The following is an 18,727-nucleotide window of genomic DNA, read 5'->3' as shown; positions in this document are numbered from 1 at the left end:
CCGCCGCTCGGCGTCGCAGCCGGATCAGACCTGCTGGATCGCCGAGAGCAGCCAGTTGCCGCCGCGGCCGCGCATGAAGGTCCAGACCTCGGTCGTCTCCTTCGGGTGCTGCGGGTCGCCCTCGACAACTTTGCCGCTCGCCGCGTCGACCATGGTGTCGTTGGCCGACCAGCGCATTGCGACGGTGGCGTATTCGACGTCGCTTTCGCGCCAGGCCTCCGACAGATCGCCCTGCAGGAGCTGCACGTTCTCGACCCGGTTGACGACGCCACGGCTGGCCATCTGGGCCAGCTCTTCGGAGAAGTAATGCAGCATCTCCGGCGTCACCAAGCGGCGCAACGCGCCCAGATCCTGCTTCGACCAGGCCGCCTGGATCCCCTTCAGCTGGTGCTCGAAGGCCCCGAGATCGTCTTGGCCGATGCCGATCTCATCGCGCACCGGTTGGCCGCCGCCCGAGCCGGCATGCGCATCGTAGCGGTTCGCTTGCGAACCCAAGGCACCGGCAGGCCCGCCCGCCGGCACCGGCGCCTGGCCAAAGCCGAAGCCCTGGGCGCCGTTCCGCGAGCGCAGCCAGGAGAACAGGAAATATACCGCGACGCCGACCAGCGCCAGCTGCAGGAAGAGACCGAGCATGCCCGCCATGCCGAAGTCGCCGCCGAAGAAGCCATGACCGAACAGCATCCCGGCGATGCCGGCGCCGACGAGGCCGCCGATCAAGCCGCCGACGAAGGGGTTGCGCTGAAAGAAGGAAGGCTGGGCCTGGCCGGGCGCCGTCTGCGGGGTCGCGGCCGGACGCTGCGGCTGCGTGGGCTGCGTCATGCTGCGCTGCACCGGCTGGCTCGAGGGTGCGGTCTGGGTCGGCGCCGGCGCGCTATAGGTGCGTGAACCGCGGCTGCCGGCACTGCTGCCGCTTCCGGCTGCCGCCTCGGCCAGGGCCGGGGCGAGCATGAGCGCGGCCAGGACCAGACCCGCAGCAAGGCGAGAGAGATGCGATCGGCTCATGTGACCCCCATAATGACGGCGCGGTCCTCGCCGGAAAGGCGGGGGCGCGCCCAAGATATAAGGGGGTGCGGCCTCCCCCGGTCAAGCGCCGCGGCCCAAGCCTATGACTTCGCGTTGAGATTGCGCGCGCGGCGTCCTAGGATCGAGGACTACGAACGCAGGGGTTGATGCCGCCATGAAGCCCAAGAAAGCGCCTCCGGCCATGCCGACGGCTGCCGTTCTGCAGCCTCGAAGCTTATGGAAGCTCTTCAGGCACGGCATGCCCTGGGTTCCGCGCCCCGAAGACCCGGCTGCCGCCTCCGTTGCCCTGGCGCTGACGCTGGAGTTGCTCCGCGGGTTGCGCGAGCGCGGCCTGCTGACGGCCGACGGGGTCGAAGAGCTCTTGGACGACGCGGCCAGACGCTTCGAAGAGAGCGATCGCAAGGCATCGCACCTGACTGAGAGCGTCCGTGTCAGCCTGAGGCGGAAGGACGACGAATAGGCGAAAATTGCTGCGGAGGGTGCTAGAACCGCCGCACCACTGACGGAGCCCTTAAGTCCCATGTCCGTGCAAGCGATCCCGCGCACCTCCGCGCTGGCCCAACCCCAGCCTTTCACCGGCGTGCTAGCCCCGGTGGTGACGTCGTTCAAAGCCGATCTTACGCCCGATGGCGATCGCTTCCTTGCCCATTGCCGCTGGCTGTTGGCGCATGGGTGCGACGGGCTCGCCGTATTCGGCACCAACTCGGAGGCAAATTCGCTGTCGGTCGCCGAGCGGACGGCGCTGCTCGATCGGCTGATCGATGGCGGCGTCGAGGCCGCGCGGCTGATGCCCGGCACCGGCGCTTGCGCGCTCCCCGATGCCGTCCAGCTCACGCAGCATGCGGTCAAGCGCGGTTGCGGCGGCGTCTTGATGCTGCCGCCCTTCTATTACAAGGGCGTCTCCGAGGAAGGGCTCTACGCCTTCTTTTCCGAGGTGGTGCAGCGGGTGGCGAGCGACAAGCTCCGCCTTTACCTCTATCACATCCCGCCGGTGGCGGTGGTGCCGATCCCGTTGACGCTCATCGGCCGCCTGATCAAGGCCTATCCCGGCATCGTCGTCGGCATCAAGGACAGCTCTGGGGATTGGAACAACACCAAGGCGGTCTTGGAGGCCTATCCCGGCTTTGGCACCTTCGCCGGCTCCGAGGCCTTCCTCTTGCAGACGCTCCGCGGCGGCGGCGTCGGCTGCATTACGGCCACCGGCAACGTCGATCCCCAGCGCATCCGCCGGGTGTTCGAGACCTGGACCACGGCGGAAGCCGACGGCATCCAAGAGCGCGTCAGCCAATTCCGCAAGGTCATGCAGAAATACCCGATGATCCCGGCGCTCAAGGCCGTGATCGGGCATTTTCGCCAGGACAAGGACTGGCGCCGCGTCCGTCCGCCTCTGGTGGCGATGGATGACACCATGGCGAAGGCGCTCATCGCCGATGTCATGGCCGACGGCTTCGACATGCCGGGCATCTGAAGGATCGCGCCTTCGTGAGAGCGAGGCCCGCTGGCGGCTGCTAGCATCCCGAGGCCGCCAAGCACACGTCTACGTCATGCCCGGGGAGGTTCAAGGAGGGGGGTGATCCTCACCCCCTCCCAAATCCACCTCCAGCTTGATCCGGGCATCCATCCGCGCGCCGTAGGATGGTCAAGCCCGGCAATGACGGCAATAGGCGTAGGAAAGGCGTTTGAGTGGAATCGATCTACTACGTCATCTGCTGGCAGTGCCATCGCGCCTGCCGGCATTGCTATGAGGACAAGTTCCGCCCCTATCGCGGCGCGGAGCTCGACGGCGTGGTCGCCGAGGCGGTGGCCGCGTTCCCGAAGATCGTCGTCAACTTCCCCGAGCGCATGACCTACCTCGACCTCAACGATCCCGGGCCCGAGGGCGAACCCACCGAAAAGCTCGGCTGGGTGATTCTCGCCGGCGGCGAGGTCTTGGACGAGCCCGTGCGCGAGGCGGTGCTCTATCCGGTGATCGAATCGCTGAAGCGGACGTATCGCGACAAGGGCGGGGTCAAGCTCGCCATCCAGACCACGGGCGACCTGGTGACGGACAAGATCGTGGGCGAGCTCCTGGAGCGCGGCCTCGACCGCATCTCGGTCTCTGGCATCGACGACTACCATGTCGGCCTCAAGGGCGAGGAGGCGAAGCAGTCGCTGATCGGCCGGCTGACGTCGCTCTTCGAGGCCCGCGGCATGACCAGGCAGACGACCTGGCTCCGCCACGACCACGACCGCAAGGCCAAGATCGAGGACCGGTCGACCTATGACTTCTGGGGAGCGACGCCGGAGACCGTCGTCGGCAAGCTTTGGCCGCGCGGCCGGGCTTGGCAGAATGCGATCTCCACCGCGACGCTCGCCGACAATTTCTGCAATCAGCGCTCCGGCGGGCTCAATTTCCTGCAGCGGCGCTATCACGGCTCGGAAGTGTCGGTGGAGCCCAACGGCAACGTCTATCCCTGCTGCGTGAAGACCACGCTGCCGATCGGCAGCCTGATCGAGGAGAAGCTGGACGCTATGCTGGATCGCCTCGCCGGCGATCCCGTCTATGAGGCGATCTCCATGGGCCATCCCGAGCGCATGGGTATTGCCGCTGGCTGGAGCGTCGAGGCCTTCCTCGACAAGTGCAAGGTCACGCTGCCTTCGGGCCGGGTCTATCGCAATCTCTGCATCGGCTGCGATCAGTTCCATCGCGAGGTGCTGGCGCCGCGCCGCGCCCAAGCGCAAGCCCAGGGGCGCAAGGCGGCAGAGTAGATCCGGGCGACCGCGCTAAAGCGTCTTCCGATGAGATGTGACCACTCTCACGCTCGCTTCGTCTCTGAGCGTGACGGAGCAAGACGGAAGCCATCGTTACCTCTCCTTGGGGAGAGGTCGCGAGCGTGAGCGAGCGGGTGAGGGGATAGGGCGGTTGCAAGTTCTGCACGACCCCTTGTGTCCCTCTCCCAAGGGAGAGGGAGCAGGAAGAGACCATCGATTCTATCTAGCCGGAACGTGCGTCAGCGGCGGCGTTCGCGTTTCCGCCAGGCCCGATAATCGGCGCCGTCGTCGAGATCCCTGAGCGTGTCGAGGAAGCCGATGCGGGTCCGGCGGCCGATGCTGGCGAGACTCTCCTTCAGCGCCGATGGGCTCGACCAGCGGACCTGGTCGAGCCCGCCATAGGGCCAGGCGCCGCGGCGCCAGCCGATGAGCCAATAGCCCCCGTCCTCCGCCGGGCCGAAGACGAAGCGTGAGCGGCCGAGGAGGGCGAAAGCCCGCTGGATCATCTCTCGCGTCATGCCTGGGATGTCGGAGCCGACCAGCACCGCTCTGGGTCGGGCAAGCCCGATGAGTGCGCGCGCCATGCGCTCTCCAAGCGCGCCCTCGCCTTGCTGCCATCTGGGGTGGTGCGGCGGCCAGATTCGCGACCGGGCGCGGTCGGGCGTGACCGCAATCACGCTCCGCCAGCGTCTGTCGCCCGTCAGCTCGCGGCAGGCGGCCTGCGTCAGCAAGCGATAGATCCGCCAAGCCCCAACGGCGCCGATGCGCCGGGCCAGCCGCGTCTTCACCCGCCCGAGCTGCGGCTCCTTGACGAAGAGGATCAGCGTGTCGCGGCCCCTCATCGATAGATCCGGGCGATCCGCGCCGGCGGCAGGCCGAGATAATACAGAGCCAAGCAAGCAAGGTTGCAGAGGCTGCGGGCGAGATAGCCGTCTTGCCGGTAGCGTGCCGCCGAGGTGATGGCGTCGTGGTCGATCTGGACGAGACGCCTCCGCCCGAGCCTCCGGGCCAGATCCACGTCTTCCATCAGCGACAGGCCCAGAAATCCGCCGACCGTCCGATAAAGGTGCCGGTGAATGAGCAACCCCTGGTCGCCATAAGGGAGCGCCAGCATCCGGCAGCGCCATCCGACCAGCCGTTCGAGCCGGCGCGCTTGATTGCTGTCTTCGTCGAGGCGGAAGCGGAAATACCCGGCGCGATCGCCCGCTTCATGGGCAACGAAAGATGCGACAGCGCCGACGGCGCCTGGCGCCAGCACGGTATCGGCGTGGAGAAAGAGGAGCCAATCGGAAGTGGCCGCTTCGGCACCGGCGGCGAGCTGCTGGCCGCGGCCGCGCGGGGCCGTGATGAGACGGACGCCAGCACCGGCAGCGATGTCGATCGTGCCGTCGGTCGAGCCGCCGTCGACGACGATGATCTCTTTCGGCGCCAACTCCGCGAGCGAGGCAAGAGACCGCGGCAAGAATGAAGCGGCGTTCAGCGTCGGAATCACCACGGCAAGCGAAGGCGCCATACGCGACACCATGGCATCAAGAGGGCACGCCATCCAGTTCCCGCTCCGGAATTGCCAAGCGCGCGGCCATTCCGCCGTCCGCGACGCGGCTCACGAATGCGCGATTGCGGCAGCCAAGCGCTGCCGTCGGCGCGGTTTGCCGATACACTCCATCGAAGAATCCAAAGCAAAGCTCAAGGGTGATCATGCTCCGGTTTCTGGCTTTCCTCTTCGCCGTATCGTCCTTCGCGAGCGCGGCGCAATCGGCCGAGACTTGGCCGGAAACCCTAGCCGCTTCGCGCGGACAGACGGTCTTCTTCAATGCGTGGGCCGGCGATCCGCGCATCAACGCCTATATCGAATGGGCCGCCGAGGAGGTGATGAAGCGCTATCGCGTGAATCTCCGGCACGCCAAGCTCAACGCCACCTCCGAGGCGGTCTCGCGGGTGGTGGCCGAGAAGGCGGCCGGCAAGATTTCCGGCGGCACCGTCGACCTCATTTGGATCAACGGCGAGAACTTCGCCGCCATGAAGCAGAACGGCCTGCTCTACGGCCCTTGGGTCGAGCGCCTGCCGAATTGGCGCTATGTCGACCCGGTCGAGCAGCCGGCGGTCGCCACCGATTTCACCGTTCCGGTCGAGGGGATGGAGGCGCCCTGGAGCCTGGCCCAGATCGTCTTCGTCTATGACGAAGCGCACCTGGCGAAGCCGCCGCGCTCCGCCAAGGCACTCCTCGGCTGGGCCGAGGCGAACCCCGGCCGCTTCACCTATCCCCACGTCAACAACTTCCTCGGCACGACCTTCTTGAAGCAGGTGCTGTACGAGGTGACGAGCGACGTCGCCGAGCTGAGCCGGCCGGCGAGCAAGGACAATTTCCAGAAGGCGACCGAGCCGCTCTGGAGCTACCTCGAGCGCCTGCATCCCCAGCTCTGGCGCCGCGGCCAAGCCTTTCCGGAAAACGGACCGGCGCAGCGCCGCCTCTTGGCCGATGGCGAGATCGATCTCTACGTCTCCTACAATCCGGCCGAAGCGTCCCTCTCGATCGCCAGCGGCGACCTGCCGGCAACCGCACGCTCCGTCATCTGGGAGCGCGGCACCATCGGCAATGCGAGCTTCCTTGCCATTCCGTTCAATGCCAATGCGCGCGCCGGCGCCATGGTGGCGGCGGATTTCCTCCTGTCGCCGGAGGCGCAGGCGAAGAAGCAGGATCCGCGCGTCTGGGGCGTGTCGACCGTGCTCTCGCTGAAGCGCCTCGAGGCCGATCAGCGCCGGCGCTTCGTCGAGCTGCCGGTGGGCATTGCCACCTTGTCGCCCGAGGAGCTGGGCCAGGCGCTGGCCGAGCCGCACCCGACCTGGATGGTCAAGATCGCCGAAGCGTGGAAGCGGCGCTATAACCGTTAGCGTGCTGCTCGGTCTTGCCCCCGCCCTGACGCTTCTTCTCTTCCTGGCACCGGTCGCAGCCGGCCTGATCGGCACCTGGCTGCCGGCCTTCGGCTATCTCCCGGCGCTGGGCGGACAGGAGCTCACCTTGGCGCCGTGGCGGGCACTCTTCGCCAGCCCTGGCCTATCCAGCGCGATCAGGCTGACCCTGACCACCGGGCTCTTTGCGACCACGCTGTCGCTCATGCTGGCCCTCGGCCTGTGCATGAGCCTCCATGGCAGCCGGCCGTTCCGGCTGATGCGCCGACTGATCCCGCCTCTGCTCGCCACCCCGCATGCGGCCTTCGCGCTCGGTCTCGTCTTCCTCATCGGGCCCAGCGGCTGGATCGTGCGCGCCCTGTCTCCCTGGGCGACGGGATGGACGCGCCCGCCGGATTTGCTCATCGTGCAAGATCCCTGGGGAATGGCCCTCGTCGCCGGCCTTGTCCTCAAGGAGGTGCCGTATCTCATCTTGATGATCCTGGCCGCGCTCAACCAGCTCAAGGCCGAGCAGACTCTCGCCGTCGCCCGCTCGCTCGGCTACGGGCCGATCGCGGCCTGGCTGAAGGCGGTGCTGCCGGGCCTCTATCCGCAGATCCGGCTGCCGATCTATGCGGTGCTCACCTTCTCCTTCTCGGTCGTTGACATGGCGATCATTCTGGCCCCCAACACGCCGCCGCCGCTCGCGGTCGAAGTGGTGTCCTGGTTCAACGACCGCGACCTCGCCATGACCTTCCAGGCTGCGGCCGGCGCGACGCTGCTGCTTGCCCTGGTGCTGGGCGCCATCTTCCTCTGGGTCGTGGCCGAGCGGTTGGTCGCCTCGCTCTCGAGGCCTTGGCTCAGCGCCGGCAGCCGCGGCGGCTCGGGTCGTGGCGCCCGCATCGCGGCATTCGGCCTCGCGGTCGTGCTTCTCGGCGTCTCGCTCGTCAATCTCCTGGGCATGGCGCTTTGGTCCTTCGCCAGCCTTTGGCGCTTCCCCCACGCCCTGCCGGCAGGGCTCAGCCTCGCCGCCTGGGCGAACGCGTTGCCGGGATTGCTGAGGCCGGGTTGGACGACGCTCGCCGTGGGGATTGCCGCGTCGGTCCTGGCGCTCGTTCTGGTGCTGGCTTGTCTCGAGAACGAAGAGCGCAAGCGCCTGCGTCCGGGAATGGGCGTGCTCTGGCTTCTCTACGCGCCGTTGCTGCTTCCCCAGGCGGCGTTTCTCTTCGGCGCGCAGGTGCTGCTGGTGCTGATCGGCCTCGATGCCAGCCTGCCGGCGGTGGTTTGGTTTCATCTGTTTTTCGTCTTGCCCTACGTATTCCTGTCCTTGTCCGATCCGTGGCGAACCCTCGATGAGCGCTATCAGCGCACCGCACTCTGTCTCGGCGCAGCGCCGTTCAAGGTGTTTTGGCGAATCAAGCTGCCGATGCTGCTGCGCCCGGTGCTGTTCGCTTTGGCCGTCGGCTTCGCGGTCAGCGTGGCGCAATACCTGCCGACATTGTTCGCCGGGGGCGGGCGTTGGCCGAGCCTCACCACCGAAGCGGTGACCTTATCGGCCGGCGGCGACCGGCGGTTGATCGGCGTCTATGCCTTCAGCCAGAGCCTCTTGCCGCTCTTGGGATTCACGCTTGCGATGATGCTGCCGGTGTGGGTCTTCCGCCACCGACGGGCTTTGGCGCGGGTCGAGTGATGAGCGGCATCGATCCTGCCGCCAAATCGGCGCTCGTGCTGGAGGCGCTCTCGCTCCGGGTCGCCGGCCGCCTCGTCGTCGATGGACTGTCGCTGTCGGTCGCCGGAGGCGAGGTCGCGACCTTGATGGGTCCCAGCGGCTCCGGCAAGTCGAGCGTGCTGGCGCTCATCTGCGGCACGCTCGATCCGGCGTTCCGTTGGTCGGGCCGGATCAGCCTGAACGGCGTGGTGCTCGCGGGCTTGCCGCCCGAGCGCAGGCGCGTCGGCATCCTGTTCCAGGACGATCTGTTGTTTCCGCATCTGTCGGTGGGCGAGAATCTCGCCTTCGGCCTGCCGGCGCACATACGCGGGCGCCGCGCCCGCCAGGAGCGCATCGAGGCGGCCCTTGAGGAAGCGAACCTCGCCGGCTTCGCCGGACGCGATCCGGCGACGCTGTCGGGGGGCCAGCGCGCTCGGGTGGCGCTCATGCGCACGCTCTTGTCCGAGCCTCAGGCGCTGTTGCTGGACGAACCCTTCGCCAAGCTCGACTCGACCTTGAAGCAGAAATTCCGCGCCTTCGTCTTCGAGCATACGCTGGCCCAGCGCTTGCCGACGCTTCTGGTCACCCACGATGCTGCCGACGCCAAGGCCGCCGGCGGTCTGGTCGTGGAGCTGGGCCTCTCGTGAACTGGCCGGCGATCGGCCTCATGCTGGCGCTTGCCGCCTGCGCGGGCGAGGATCTGGCCGCGCTCCGAGGGGTTCAGCCCAGGGGCAGCAGCTATGCCGAAACGCTCGCCCGGGAATATCGAGCCTTCGCGCTGCAGCGTTCCGCCAATGGCAGTTGGCGGACGGCCGAGCATTTCGCCGCCAAGGGAAGGGCGGCACTTGCCGGCCGCCTGCCCCAGCCCGATCCGGTCGATCCGAGCCTTCCGGCCGCCGAAGCGGTGGCATTGCGTGGCGCGCGCGAGCGGCTTCTGCTGGCCTTATCCCGCAGTGCAGCAGAGCGGTTCCCGCCCTTTGCCGCCGTTGCACTCGCTCGCTTCGATTGTTGGGCCGAGCGCAGTCGGGCCTGGGTGGACTCATCCGAGGCGGTACGCTGTCGCCGCGAGTTCGAGGAGAACATGCTCACCCTGGAAGAAGCGCTCAAGAATCCCAATCTAAACCCCTAGAACTGTTTAGCTTCCATTACGCCCGGCGGAGCAGGTAACCCCGGATTGGACAATGCCGGCGATTGACCTATAAATATCCGTTCAGGGGATGGAAGCGGGCGCCGGTCGCGTCCACCAGGGCGCTCAAGAACTTCGGGCCGAAGGCACATCATGTACGCGGAAGTGACTAAGTCCATCAAAGTGACGGTGCGGCCGATTTATCTCGAGGACCATTCCTCGCCCGCCGACAACAAATACGTATGGGCCTATCACGTTCGGATCGAGAACCAAGGCGCGAGGACGGTTCAGCTTCGCAATCGGCACTGGCGCATCACCGATGCCAAGGGGCGCACCAATGAGGTCAGGGGCCCGGGCGTGATCGGCGAGGAGCCGGTGCTGAAGCCCGGCGAGGCCTTCGAATACACCAGCGGCGTACCGCTGCCGACACCATCGGGCATCATGGTTGGCACCTACGAGATGGAAGCCGAGACCGGCGACCGCTTCAATGTGGCGATCCCGGCCTTCTCCCTCGACAGCCCGCACCAGGCCCGCCAATTGAACTAACGCGCAGCCTCGCCTCTCCAAAAGAAAGTGAGCCGATCCGTGGCCAAGGTCCTAAAACCGTCGCCTGACGCTGACGCTGCATCCTCCGACCGGCCGAGCCGCGCCGAAGTGGAGGCGGCGGTCCGCACGCTCATCCGCTGGGCCGGCGACGACCCCGCGCGCGAGGGCCTCGCCGACACGCCCAAGCGCGTGACCAAGGCGTTCGAGGAATTCTTCGGCGGCTACAAGGTCGACCCGGTCGAGATCTTGAACCGCACCTTCGAGGAGACCGACGGCTACGACGAGATGGTGCTGCTGCGCGACATCCGTTTCGAGTCTCATTGCGAACATCATCTGGCGCCGATCATCGGCAAGGCGCATGTGGCCTACCTGCCGGATCGGCGCGTCGTCGGCATCTCGAAGCTGGCCCGGGTGGTCGAGGCCTATGCGCGCCGTTTGCAGATCCAAGAAAAGATGACGGCGCAGATCGCCAACTGCATCGACGACGTGCTGAAGCCGAAAGGTGTGGCCGTGGTGATCGAGGCGGCGCATCAATGCATGACCACGCGCGGCGTGCACAAGCCCGGCGTCACCATGGTGACGAGCCGCATGCTCGGCGCCTTCCGCACCGACCCATCGACGCGCCGCGAATTTCTGTCGATGGTGGGCCAGGTGACGACCGACCAGCTCGCCAACGTGTAGCCGATCGCCCACAGCCTCGCGGCGGAGCCACAAATGGCCGCTCAAAGCATCGGCATGATCGAACGCCTGGTGGCGTTCGACACCACCTCGGCCCTGTCGAATCTGAAGCTGATCGAGGATGTGCAGGGATATCTCGCGGGCTTCGGCGTCGAGTCCCGGCTCACCTTCAACGCCGAGAAGACCAAGGCCAACCTCTATGCGACCCTAGGCCCCGCAGATCGGGGCGGCGTGGTGCTCTCCGGTCATACCGACGTGGTGCCGGTCGCCGGACAGAACTGGACGGGCGACCCGTTCAAGGTCCGCCGCGGCAACGGTCGGCTCTACGGCCGCGGCACCTCGGATATGAAGAGCTTCATCGCGGTCGCCTTGACCCTGGTGCCGGAATTCATCAAGCGCAAGCCGAAGACGCCGATCCACTTCGCCTTCTCCTTCGACGAGGAGGTCGGCTGCCATGGCGCCCGCCATCTGGTGGAGGACATCGTCGCCAATCTGCCGCTGCCCCGGATCGTCATCGTCGGCGAGCCGACGATGATGAAGCTGGTCAATGCGCATAAGGGTGCGGCCTCCTACGAGGTCACCATCACCGGCGTCGAAGGCCATTCGAGCGCGCCCCAGCGCGGCGCCAATGCAATCTTCGCCGCGGTCGGCATCATCTCGGAGGTCTTGAAGATCCAAGAGGAGTTCAAGGCCAAGGCCGATCCCAAGTCCGGCTTCGTTCCGCCCTACGCCACCTTCAATGTCGGCATCATCGAGGGCGGCACGGCGGGCAACATCATTCCCAACAAATGCCGCTTCAAGCTCGAGCTGAGGGTGCTTCCGGGCGAAAGCGAAGCCCCGGTGATCGAGCGGATCAAGCGGTTCGCGGCCGATGCAATCGAGCCCGAGCTGAAGCGGGCCGCACCCCATGCCGGCATCAGGTGGGAAGAGATGGCGCTGGTGCCGCCCTTGACCCCGCTCGCGGACTCGGCGGCGGAGGCGCTCATTCGTCTCTTGACCGGCTTGAACGAGTCCGACACCGCCGCCTACGGCACCGAGGCGGGTCTGTTCCAGCGCGGCGGCATGCCGGCGGTCATCTTCGGCCCGGGCGACATCGCCCAAGCCCACCAGCCCGACGAGTTCATCGACGTGGCTCAGATCGAGGCCTGCGAGGCCTTCATGCTGAAGCTCGCCGACTGGGCGGCGCGGTAAAGTCGAGTGCCCCCACCCCTTCCCTCCCCCGTGCTGACGCATGGAGGAGGGAGTACGAGCGGCTCGCGTGGCCCCCTCCCCCGCGCATGCGGGGGAGGGAAGGGGTGGGGCGTCTCGCCGCTGCGGCTACTCGCCCCTGAGCTTGCGGGCTTCCAGCGCGGCCGGGCGCGTGAGGCAGGCCTTGAGCCACTTTGCGACCTTGGGCGTGGCCGAGAGATCGGCCTTCATCCGAAGCGCGCCATACAGCACCGAGGCGACGTTGAAGTCGGCGACCTTGAAGCTCTTGCCGAGGAGATAGGGCTGCTTGGCGAGCGCGCCATTCAGCACCTTCAGCGCCTTGGACGCGGCAACCCAGCTCGACTCGGCGAGCTTGGCGTCGCGCTTTTCCGGCGGCAGCGCGACGGTGTTGGCGAGATAGGCCTGCATCGGCTTTTCGAGCTCGCTCACCGCCCAGAAGCTCCATTGCCAGGTGAGCGCCTCGTCCTTGAGGGTCTTCGGATAGAGCGTGCCCAGGCCTTTCTTCTTGGCGAGATAGAGATTGATCGCCAGCGACTCCCAGAGCTTGAAGGAGCCGTCTTCGATCGCCGGCACGGCAGCGTTGGGATTGATCTGGAGGAACTTCTTGGTCTTGGTACCGCCGTCGCTCCAGGAGACCGGGACATGCTCGTATTTGATGCCCAGTTCCTTGGCGATCCAGATCGTGCGGAAGGCGCGGCTGGCGGCGATGCCGTGGATGCGAAGGCTCATATGGTGGCTTCTTTCTTGGTTGGGAGGGAGCGGCAGCTGAATCAGGTCTGGCGGATATAGCGCCCCATGAACTGCCGCATGTTGCGCTCGAGCTCGGCATTGATGTCGCGCATGAGAGCTTCCACCATCTCATACCACACCTCGTCCAGCTTGTTGGGCGAGATGTCCTCGGCCACGGTCTGGCTGCGCACGGCGCGCGCCGTGGCGGCGGCATCCTTGAAGCCGCGGTCGTTGACGATCTCGACCGACATCTCGAGCGAGGCGTCATAGCGCTTGCCCTGCTCGGTGGTGAACGCCCCGGTCAAGCCCGAGGAGCTGCGCTTCAAGGACACTTCGATCACCTTGGCGTCTTGGATGGTGACCAGCGCGCGGCCCTTGTCGCCGGCCGCAAGCAGCCGATCCTCGGCCCAGCGCCGGGCGACGCGGGCCGGGGGAACCGGCATCTTGTGCTCGACATTGGGGGACGCGAAGGGCGGATTGTACTTGTCCACGACCTCGACCAGCGCCACCTCCAGCATGATCTTGGGAAGGTTGGTGAAGGTCATCTCCGGCAAGCGGGCCGGCGGCGGCTCGCTGGTGCAGCCGGCGAGGAGCGCCAGCACGAGGATGGTCATCAATGTGCGGAGCATGGCTTTCTGTCCTCTCGGCTGTGGTCAGGATGCGCGCAGGCGGCGGACTTCGGTCTCGTCGAACACGTGGCTGGAATTGCAGAACTGGCAGGTGACGATCACCTGGCCGTCGATGACCATCTCGGCGAGGTCGACTTCGGGCAAGAGCCGGAGCACCGACTCCGCGCGGCCGCGCGAGCAACGGCAGCGAGCGCGCAGCGGATGCGGGCGGTAGACCCTGACCCCGTCCTCGTGGAAGAGCCGGTAGAGGAGATCGTGGGGATCGAGCGCCTGGTCGAGCAGCTCCGCCCTGGTGCAGCTCTCCATCAGCACCAGCGCGCGGCGCCAGTCCTCGTCATCGTCGTTGGCCGGCAGGCGCTGCACCATGAGGCCGCCGGCGCGCCAGCCGACCTCGCGGTCCCCGGCATGGCCGGCCGCGAGCTTGATGCCGGTCTCGAGCTGCTCTGACTGGCGGAAGTAGTGCTGGGCGCATTCCACGAAGTTCGAGCCGTCGAGGTCGACGATCCCCTGATAGCGGTCGGTATGGGGGCCTTGATCGACGGTGAAGGCGAGATAGCCCTTGCCCATGAGGCGACGGAAGGAGCGATCGTCTGCCCGGTCGCCGAGCTCAAGCAGCCGATCCGTATCGAACTGCGCATAGCCGCGGAGATCGCCCGCGGAGGTCACGTCGGCGACCATCAGGCGCATCGGCCCGTCGCTCTTGGTCTGCAGGCTGAACACGCCGTCATATTTGAGCGCGCCCGCGAGCGTGGCGGCGAGCGCCAAGCCTTCGGCCAAGAGTCCGCCGATCGGGCCGGGATAGGCGTGCTGGCGAACGACCGTGTCGACGGCGGTGCCGAGCCGGACCAGGCGGCCGCGCAGATTGAGCCCCTCGACTTGGAATGGCTGCACCAGATCGTCCAGAATGGACCCATGCCCGTTTCCGGGCTCGCTCGGCTTCATCTTAGGCGAGGCACCAGGCGAGAATGGCTTTCTGCACATGTAGGCGGTTTTCCGCCTCATCCCAGACCAGGGATTGCGGGCCGTCGAGGACGGACGCGGTCACCTCCTCGCCGCGATGGGCGGGCAGGCAGTGCATGAACACCGCATCGGGCTTGGCCAGGCCCATCAGCCGATCGTCGACCCGGTAGGGGGCAAGCAGGTTGTGCCGCGTCTCGCCCTTGGTCGCATCGCGGTCCATCGACACCCAGGTATCGGTGACGACGCAGTCCGCACCCTTGACCGCGGCTGCCGGATCATGGGTCACCGACACCCGGCCGCCCTGGTCGCGCGCCCAGCGCAACAGCGCCTCGGGGGGCATGAGCATCTCCGGGCAGGCGAGCTTGAGCTCGAAATTGAAGCGAACGGCCGCATGCACCCAAGAGGAGGCAACGTTGTTGCCGTCGCCGCTCCAGGCCACGACCCTGCCGGCGATCGCGCCGCGGTGCTCCTCATAGGTCATCACGTCGGCCATCAGCTGGCAGGGGTGGCTGCTGTCGGTGAGCCCGTTGATCACCGGGATGGTGGCATAGGCCGCCATCTCGTGCAGCTTCCAGGGCTGGTAGGTGCGCATCATGATCGCATCGACATAGCGCGACAGCACCCGGGCGGTATCCGCCAAGGTCTCGCCGCGGCCGGTCTGCAGCTCATTGCTGGAGAGCACCACGGTCTCGCCGCCGAGCTTGCGCATGGCGACATCGAAGGACACGCGGGTGCGCGTCGAGGGCTTCTCGAAGATCATCGCCAAGGTCTTGCCGCTGAGCGGTTGCTGCTTGGCCGGATCGATGTCGCCCTTCTTGTAGGAGACGCCATCCTTGAGGATGTGGCGAAGCGTGGCGGTGTCGAACCCGTCGAGATCGATGAAATGCTTCGGGGACGCGGCGGATGGCACGGACATAGGCAACCCGGACAGAAGTGGCGGACGCGGCGTCTCGGCTCGGCCGTCAGGCGGCGAGCTGGGCGCAGGCGCGGTCGAGTGTGGCGACCGCCTCCTGCACATGGGCGTCCTCGATGATCAAGGGCGGCACCAGGCGAACGACGTTCTCGCCGGCGCCCACGGTCAGGAGGCCGAGCTCACGCGCCTTGTCGACCAGCGTGGTGTTGGTGACGTGGCATTTGAGCCCGAGGATGAGGCCGGCGCCGCGCGCCTCCGCCAGCACCTTCGGGTGGCGCTTGACCAAGGCCTCGAGCTCGCGCCAGAGCCGGCGGGCGACCTTGTCGACCCGGCCGAGGAAGCCGTCGGCGAGCACCACATCGAGCACGGCGTTGGCGACCGCCATCGCCAGCGGATTGCCGCCGAAGGTCGAGCCGTGGCTGCCCGCGGTCATGCCCTTGGCCGCCCGCTCGGTCGCCAGGCAGGCGCCGACCGGGAAGCCGTTTCCCAGGCCCTTGGCGGTAGCCATGATGTCCGGCGTGACACCCGCCCATTCATGAGCGAACAATTTTCCCGATCGCCCCATGCCGCATTGCACCTCATCGAAGATGAGGAGGAGGCCGAACTCGTCGGCAACCGCGCGGAGCTGGCGCAGATAGTCGAGGCTGGCCGGGCGGATGCCGCCCTCGCCTTGCACCGGCTCGACCAGGATCGCCGCCGTTTCCGGCGTGATCGCGGCCCTGAGCTCGTTCAGATTGCCGAAGGCGACATGGTCGAAGCCCTCGACGATCGGATCGAAGCCCTTCAGGTATTTCTCGTTGCCGGCGGCGGCGAGCGTGGCCAGCGTGCGGCCATGGAAGGAGCCGGCGCAGCCGATGACGCGGTAGCGCTCGGGAGTGCCGGACTCGTCGTGATATTTGCGCGCGACCTTGATCGAGCACTCCACCGCCTCGGCGCCGGAATTGCAGAAGAACACCGTGTCGGCGAAGCTGTTCTCGACCAGGCGTTCGGCCAAGCGCTCCTGCTCGGGAATGCGGTAGAGGTTCGAGGTGTGCCACACCCGCTTCGCCTGCTCGCTCAAGGCCTTCACCAGATGCGGATGGCTGTGGCCCAGCGCATTGACGGCGATGCCGGAGGCAAAATCGAGAAAGCGTCGCCCGTCCGTCGCGAACAGATAGGGTCCCTCGCCGCGCTCGAAGGCAAGGTCGTAACGCCCATAGGTCGGCATGACGGCGGAAATCACGGCGGGACTACTCCTGGCTGAACCGGGCCCTCGCCCGGCGAAGAACCGGCAAGTATCGGGAAAGCTCCTGAGGGTGTCAACCTGGGTGGACCGAGGTCGTGGGTCAGTTTGGATTTCCGACTTTATCGTCGAGCTTGGCCATCCGCTCAAGATGCTCGGCCATTTTGGACCACTGGTAAGCGATAGCGAGAAACTCAGCCCCCTTGATTACCGGTCAGGTTCCCCGAGTTGAGGGTAGCCGTCCACATCGTTTAGAGCTTTGACGCGAGCTATAAAGATGCCAGCATTCGCTCCGGTGCAGGAGTCATCCGGTAAATCCCGGCCTAATGGTGCAGAGCGAATATGAAACATCTAATTCGGCTTGGTCTAATTTGGTTGGGTTTCTTCGTGACGCCAGCCTTCAGTCAGACATACACCGGCCTTTGGTACGACCCCACGAAATCCGGCGAAGGCGTCAGCATCCAGCAAGACGGAACCAGCCTGTTCGTCCTCTGGTACGCCTACGATACCTCGGGTAAGGGAATCTGGCTCGCCTCGACGATAACCGGGGCATCCGCGACCACCGCGAATGTCGGCCAGTTTACCGCCTATACGGCGTCAGCCTCGAGTGCTGCCTCGGGATTCACGCTGGCCGGGGCCACCACTGGCACGTTGACGCTGACCTTTGTCTCGACTAACCAGATCCTCTTTCAGGCGGCAACCAATTCGACGCTGGCAGGCTTGCCGACCAGCCTCACCTTGCAACGGTTCAATACCGGCACCATGAGCATGGGTCGCACATATACGGGCAGCGGCATCTTCGGCTCCAGCGCTAATAGCTGTACCAACACCAACAACAGCATCGCGTCGCACTATCTGGCCGATTATGTGGTTACGCAGACATCGACAGCACTTACCATTCAAGAGACGCAATACATCTATGCCGGGAGCTCTGCGGGTCTCTACTCGCTCACAACCAAATCTTGCACGTATGTTTCGCCTTACGCGAGCGCGGGCTATGGGTTGTCCCTGAGCAGTGTGCAAGCGACTTGCTCGGACGGCGTAAGCTATTCTTCGTCAAATGCGACGGTGACAATTTCCGCTAGAAGCTTTGCCCTGGATATGGCGGCGGGTCTGTCCTGTCCTTTAACGATAGGCGGTTTCAGCAATCCTTAGCGATTGCCTTGGCAATCAAGCCGATCGCGCCTTCGGCCGCATGTGCCATGAGGCGCTGAGCATAGGCGGGCATCGGCTAAGCCGCCTTTTGTGCGACTTCCCACTCATCGACCACACGCACGATAGCCTCGATTGACCAAAGCGTCTTGGTGACGCCAGCAGCCATGGTCTTGTTCGCGGCCTGAAGGTCAACTAAAATGCCGCTCATGCACCCGTTCGCGACCTCGATGCTCATGCTCGTCATCCAGACCCACTCCGGTGGGCCGTCGGAGGCGATCGCGTTCTGAGTTTCGCGACCTAGAGAAGCCCCGAGGCCCCGCCGGCGACGGACGGGGCCTTTGCATTTCCAGGTCCCCTCCGCTCCGGCGACAGCGATGGAGATGGACATGGACCTTAAGGATCGAGACGAGGAGGGTGCCGCCGGCCGAGGGCCGGGCGCGCCCGCAGTGGGCGAGCCCGAGCGTGACTTGGTCATCCGTGCGGCGGAGCTCGGCGACTGCGAGGGCATCGCCGCCCTGTGGAATCTCCCGAAGTTCCGCTGGGGCACCTTGCGTCTGCCGTTTCGCACCGCCGCGGACGTACGCAAGGCCATCGAGGCGAAGCCGCCGACCGATCTCGACATCGTCGCCATCAAGGCCGGCGTGCTCGTCGGGCAGGCGGGCATCGAGCGGCGACGCGGCCGCCGCCAGCATGCGGGCGAGATCGGCATGGGCGTGCACGACGCCTATCGCGGAAACGGCATCGGCACGGCTTTGCTCGAGCACCTCATCGATGCGGCCGATCGATGGCTGGGGCTGCAGCGGCTCGAGCTCGAGGTCTACACCGACAACGCCCCGGCGATCGGGCTCTATCGCAAGTTCGGCTTCACCATCGAAGGCACGCACCGGGCGCTCGCCTTCCGCGACGGCGTCTTCGCCGATGCCTACTCGATGGCGCGGCTGGTGCGGATCTAGATCGTGTTGCGATGATATCGCATCACCCCCTCACCCTCCCCTCTCTCCCCTTGTATGGGGCTTTTTCTGTCAAGGGCGATTTGGGGCATTTGATCCTCCTGGATTGGGGGGCTGGAAGATTTCTGCTGATCGATCCGAGTGGAGCTCGCGTTGGGGGCGCGGGCGATCGCGCCGCAGCCTTGTATTCGGTGGGTCGTTGGACCCCAACCATGATGCAACCTTGCGCATCGGCGGCG

The 18,727-nt window shown here is 66.1% G+C and carries 22 protein-coding genes; 12 read left to right on the top strand and 10 right to left on the bottom strand.

Annotated elements, in window-relative coordinates:
• Positions 1–24 precede the first annotated feature (24 nt).
• Positions 25–1,002, bottom strand: a complete 978-nt coding sequence (locus HY058_13950) for a TIM44-like domain-containing protein (GenBank protein ID MBI3498401.1) — start codon at positions 1,000–1,002, stop codon at positions 25–27.
• A 175-nt stretch (positions 1,003–1,177) separates the two neighbouring features.
• On the opposite strand from HY058_13950, the gene HY058_13945 reads away from it, so the two are divergent.
• The 3 genes from HY058_13945 (at position 1,178) to HY058_13935 (ending at position 3,771) form a co-directional block, all read left to right on the top strand.
• A complete protein-coding gene (locus HY058_13945; protein MBI3498400.1) occupies positions 1,178–1,483 on the top strand; it encodes a hypothetical protein in 306 nt (101 codons plus the stop codon).
• A gap of 60 nt (positions 1,484–1,543) precedes the next feature.
• On the top strand, positions 1,544–2,491 hold the full coding sequence (locus HY058_13940; GenBank protein ID MBI3498399.1) for a dihydrodipicolinate synthase family protein: 948 nt from the start codon (positions 1,544–1,546) through the stop codon (positions 2,489–2,491).
• Between the two features lie 215 nt (positions 2,492–2,706).
• Positions 2,707–3,771, top strand: coding sequence for a radical SAM/SPASM domain-containing protein (locus tag HY058_13935; protein ID MBI3498398.1), 1,065 nt, complete (start codon positions 2,707–2,709; stop codon positions 3,769–3,771).
• 242 nt (positions 3,772–4,013) lie between these two features.
• Here HY058_13935 and HY058_13930 read toward each other — a convergent pair whose 3' ends face one another.
• From HY058_13930 to HY058_13920, 3 genes are read right to left on the bottom strand one after another with little or no spacing between them, the layout of a single operon-like run.
• Complete coding sequence (locus HY058_13930; protein MBI3498397.1) at positions 4,014–4,616, bottom strand: TIGR04282 family arsenosugar biosynthesis glycosyltransferase; 603 nt, start codon at positions 4,614–4,616, stop codon at positions 4,014–4,016.
• A complete protein-coding gene (locus HY058_13925; protein ID MBI3498396.1) occupies positions 4,613–5,287 on the bottom strand; it encodes a TIGR04283 family arsenosugar biosynthesis glycosyltransferase in 675 nt (224 codons plus the stop codon). The genes HY058_13930 and HY058_13925 overlap by 4 nt, the downstream gene beginning before the upstream one ends.
• 16 nt (positions 5,288–5,303) lie before the next feature.
• Positions 5,304–5,474 (bottom strand): hypothetical protein, encoded by a 171-nt coding sequence (locus HY058_13920; protein MBI3498395.1) that lies wholly within the window; start codon positions 5,472–5,474, stop codon positions 5,304–5,306.
• On the opposite strand from HY058_13920, the gene HY058_13915 reads away from it, so the two are divergent.
• From HY058_13915 to argE, 7 genes are all read left to right on the top strand, one after another.
• Positions 5,473–6,666 carry an ABC transporter substrate-binding protein gene (locus HY058_13915; GenBank protein MBI3498394.1) on the top strand — a complete coding sequence of 398 codons (1,194 nt, stop codon included), beginning with the start codon at positions 5,473–5,475 and terminating at the stop codon, positions 6,664–6,666. The genes HY058_13920 and HY058_13915 overlap by 2 nt on opposite strands.
• Before the next feature lie 4 nt (positions 6,667–6,670).
• Positions 6,671–8,353, top strand: a complete 1,683-nt coding sequence (locus HY058_13910; protein ID MBI3498393.1) for an ABC transporter permease — start codon at positions 6,671–6,673, stop codon at positions 8,351–8,353.
• The gene (locus HY058_13905; GenBank protein MBI3498392.1) at positions 8,353–9,018 is read left to right on the top strand and encodes an ATP-binding cassette domain-containing protein; all 666 of its coding nucleotides are present in this window, start codon (positions 8,353–8,355) and stop codon (positions 9,016–9,018) included. Before HY058_13910 ends, HY058_13905 begins: the two co-directional genes overlap by 1 nt.
• Positions 9,015–9,500 (top strand): hypothetical protein, encoded by a 486-nt coding sequence (locus HY058_13900; GenBank protein ID MBI3498391.1) that lies wholly within the window; start codon positions 9,015–9,017, stop codon positions 9,498–9,500. The genes HY058_13905 and HY058_13900 overlap by 4 nt, the downstream gene beginning before the upstream one ends.
• Positions 9,501–9,650: 150 nt before the next feature.
• Positions 9,651–10,043, top strand: coding sequence for a Co2+/Mg2+ efflux protein ApaG (apaG, locus tag HY058_13895; protein MBI3498390.1), 393 nt, complete (start codon positions 9,651–9,653; stop codon positions 10,041–10,043).
• 39 nt (positions 10,044–10,082) lie between these two features.
• Positions 10,083–10,724 (top strand): GTP cyclohydrolase I FolE, encoded by a 642-nt coding sequence (gene folE, locus HY058_13890; protein ID MBI3498389.1) that lies wholly within the window; start codon positions 10,083–10,085, stop codon positions 10,722–10,724.
• 33 nt (positions 10,725–10,757) lie between these two features.
• Complete coding sequence (argE, locus tag HY058_13885) at positions 10,758–11,912, top strand: acetylornithine deacetylase (GenBank protein MBI3498388.1); 1,155 nt, start codon at positions 10,758–10,760, stop codon at positions 11,910–11,912.
• 126 nt (positions 11,913–12,038) lie between these two features.
• Here the strand turns inward: argE and HY058_13880 are convergent, their stop codons facing one another.
• Genes HY058_13880 through HY058_13860 form a run of 5 tightly spaced genes read right to left on the bottom strand, consistent with a single transcriptional unit; the run spans position 12,039 to position 16,383 of the window.
• Positions 12,039–12,659, bottom strand: a complete 621-nt coding sequence (locus HY058_13880; GenBank protein ID MBI3498387.1) for a glutathione S-transferase family protein — start codon at positions 12,657–12,659, stop codon at positions 12,039–12,041.
• Positions 12,660–12,700: 41 nt separating this feature from the next.
• Complete coding sequence (locus HY058_13875) at positions 12,701–13,288, bottom strand: hypothetical protein (GenBank protein MBI3498386.1); 588 nt, start codon at positions 13,286–13,288, stop codon at positions 12,701–12,703.
• 24 nt (positions 13,289–13,312) lie between these two features.
• Positions 13,313–14,230: an Hsp33 family molecular chaperone HslO gene (locus HY058_13870; GenBank protein MBI3498385.1), complete on the bottom strand. Its 918-nt coding sequence runs from the start codon at positions 14,228–14,230 to the stop codon at positions 13,313–13,315.
• A 1-nt stretch (position 14,231) separates the two neighbouring features.
• A complete protein-coding gene (argF, locus tag HY058_13865) occupies positions 14,232–15,164 on the bottom strand; it encodes an ornithine carbamoyltransferase (GenBank protein MBI3498384.1) in 933 nt (310 codons plus the stop codon).
• A 46-nt stretch (positions 15,165–15,210) separates the two neighbouring features.
• Positions 15,211–16,383, bottom strand: a complete 1,173-nt coding sequence (locus tag HY058_13860) for an aspartate aminotransferase family protein (protein MBI3498383.1) — start codon at positions 16,381–16,383, stop codon at positions 15,211–15,213.
• 342 nt (positions 16,384–16,725) lie between these two features.
• On the opposite strand from HY058_13860, the gene HY058_13855 reads away from it, so the two are divergent.
• Positions 16,726–17,538 carry a hypothetical protein gene (locus HY058_13855; protein ID MBI3498382.1) on the top strand — a complete coding sequence of 271 codons (813 nt, stop codon included), beginning with the start codon at positions 16,726–16,728 and terminating at the stop codon, positions 17,536–17,538.
• Between the two features lie 76 nt (positions 17,539–17,614).
• Here the strand turns inward: HY058_13855 and HY058_13850 are convergent, their stop codons facing one another.
• Complete coding sequence (locus HY058_13850; protein MBI3498381.1) at positions 17,615–17,773, bottom strand: hypothetical protein; 159 nt, start codon at positions 17,771–17,773, stop codon at positions 17,615–17,617.
• A 151-nt stretch (positions 17,774–17,924) separates the two neighbouring features.
• On the opposite strand from HY058_13850, the gene HY058_13845 reads away from it, so the two are divergent.
• The gene (locus HY058_13845) at positions 17,925–18,491 is read left to right on the top strand and encodes a GNAT family N-acetyltransferase (protein MBI3498380.1); all 567 of its coding nucleotides are present in this window, start codon (positions 17,925–17,927) and stop codon (positions 18,489–18,491) included.
• Positions 18,492–18,727 lie beyond the last annotated feature (236 nt).

The organism is Pseudomonadota bacterium, assembly GCA_016195085.1.
GTDB lineage: Bacteria > Pseudomonadota > Alphaproteobacteria > SHVZ01 > SHVZ01 > JACQAG01.
The sequence above is the reverse complement of the archived record's forward strand: the minus strand, read 5'-3'. Positions and strand labels throughout refer to the sequence as shown.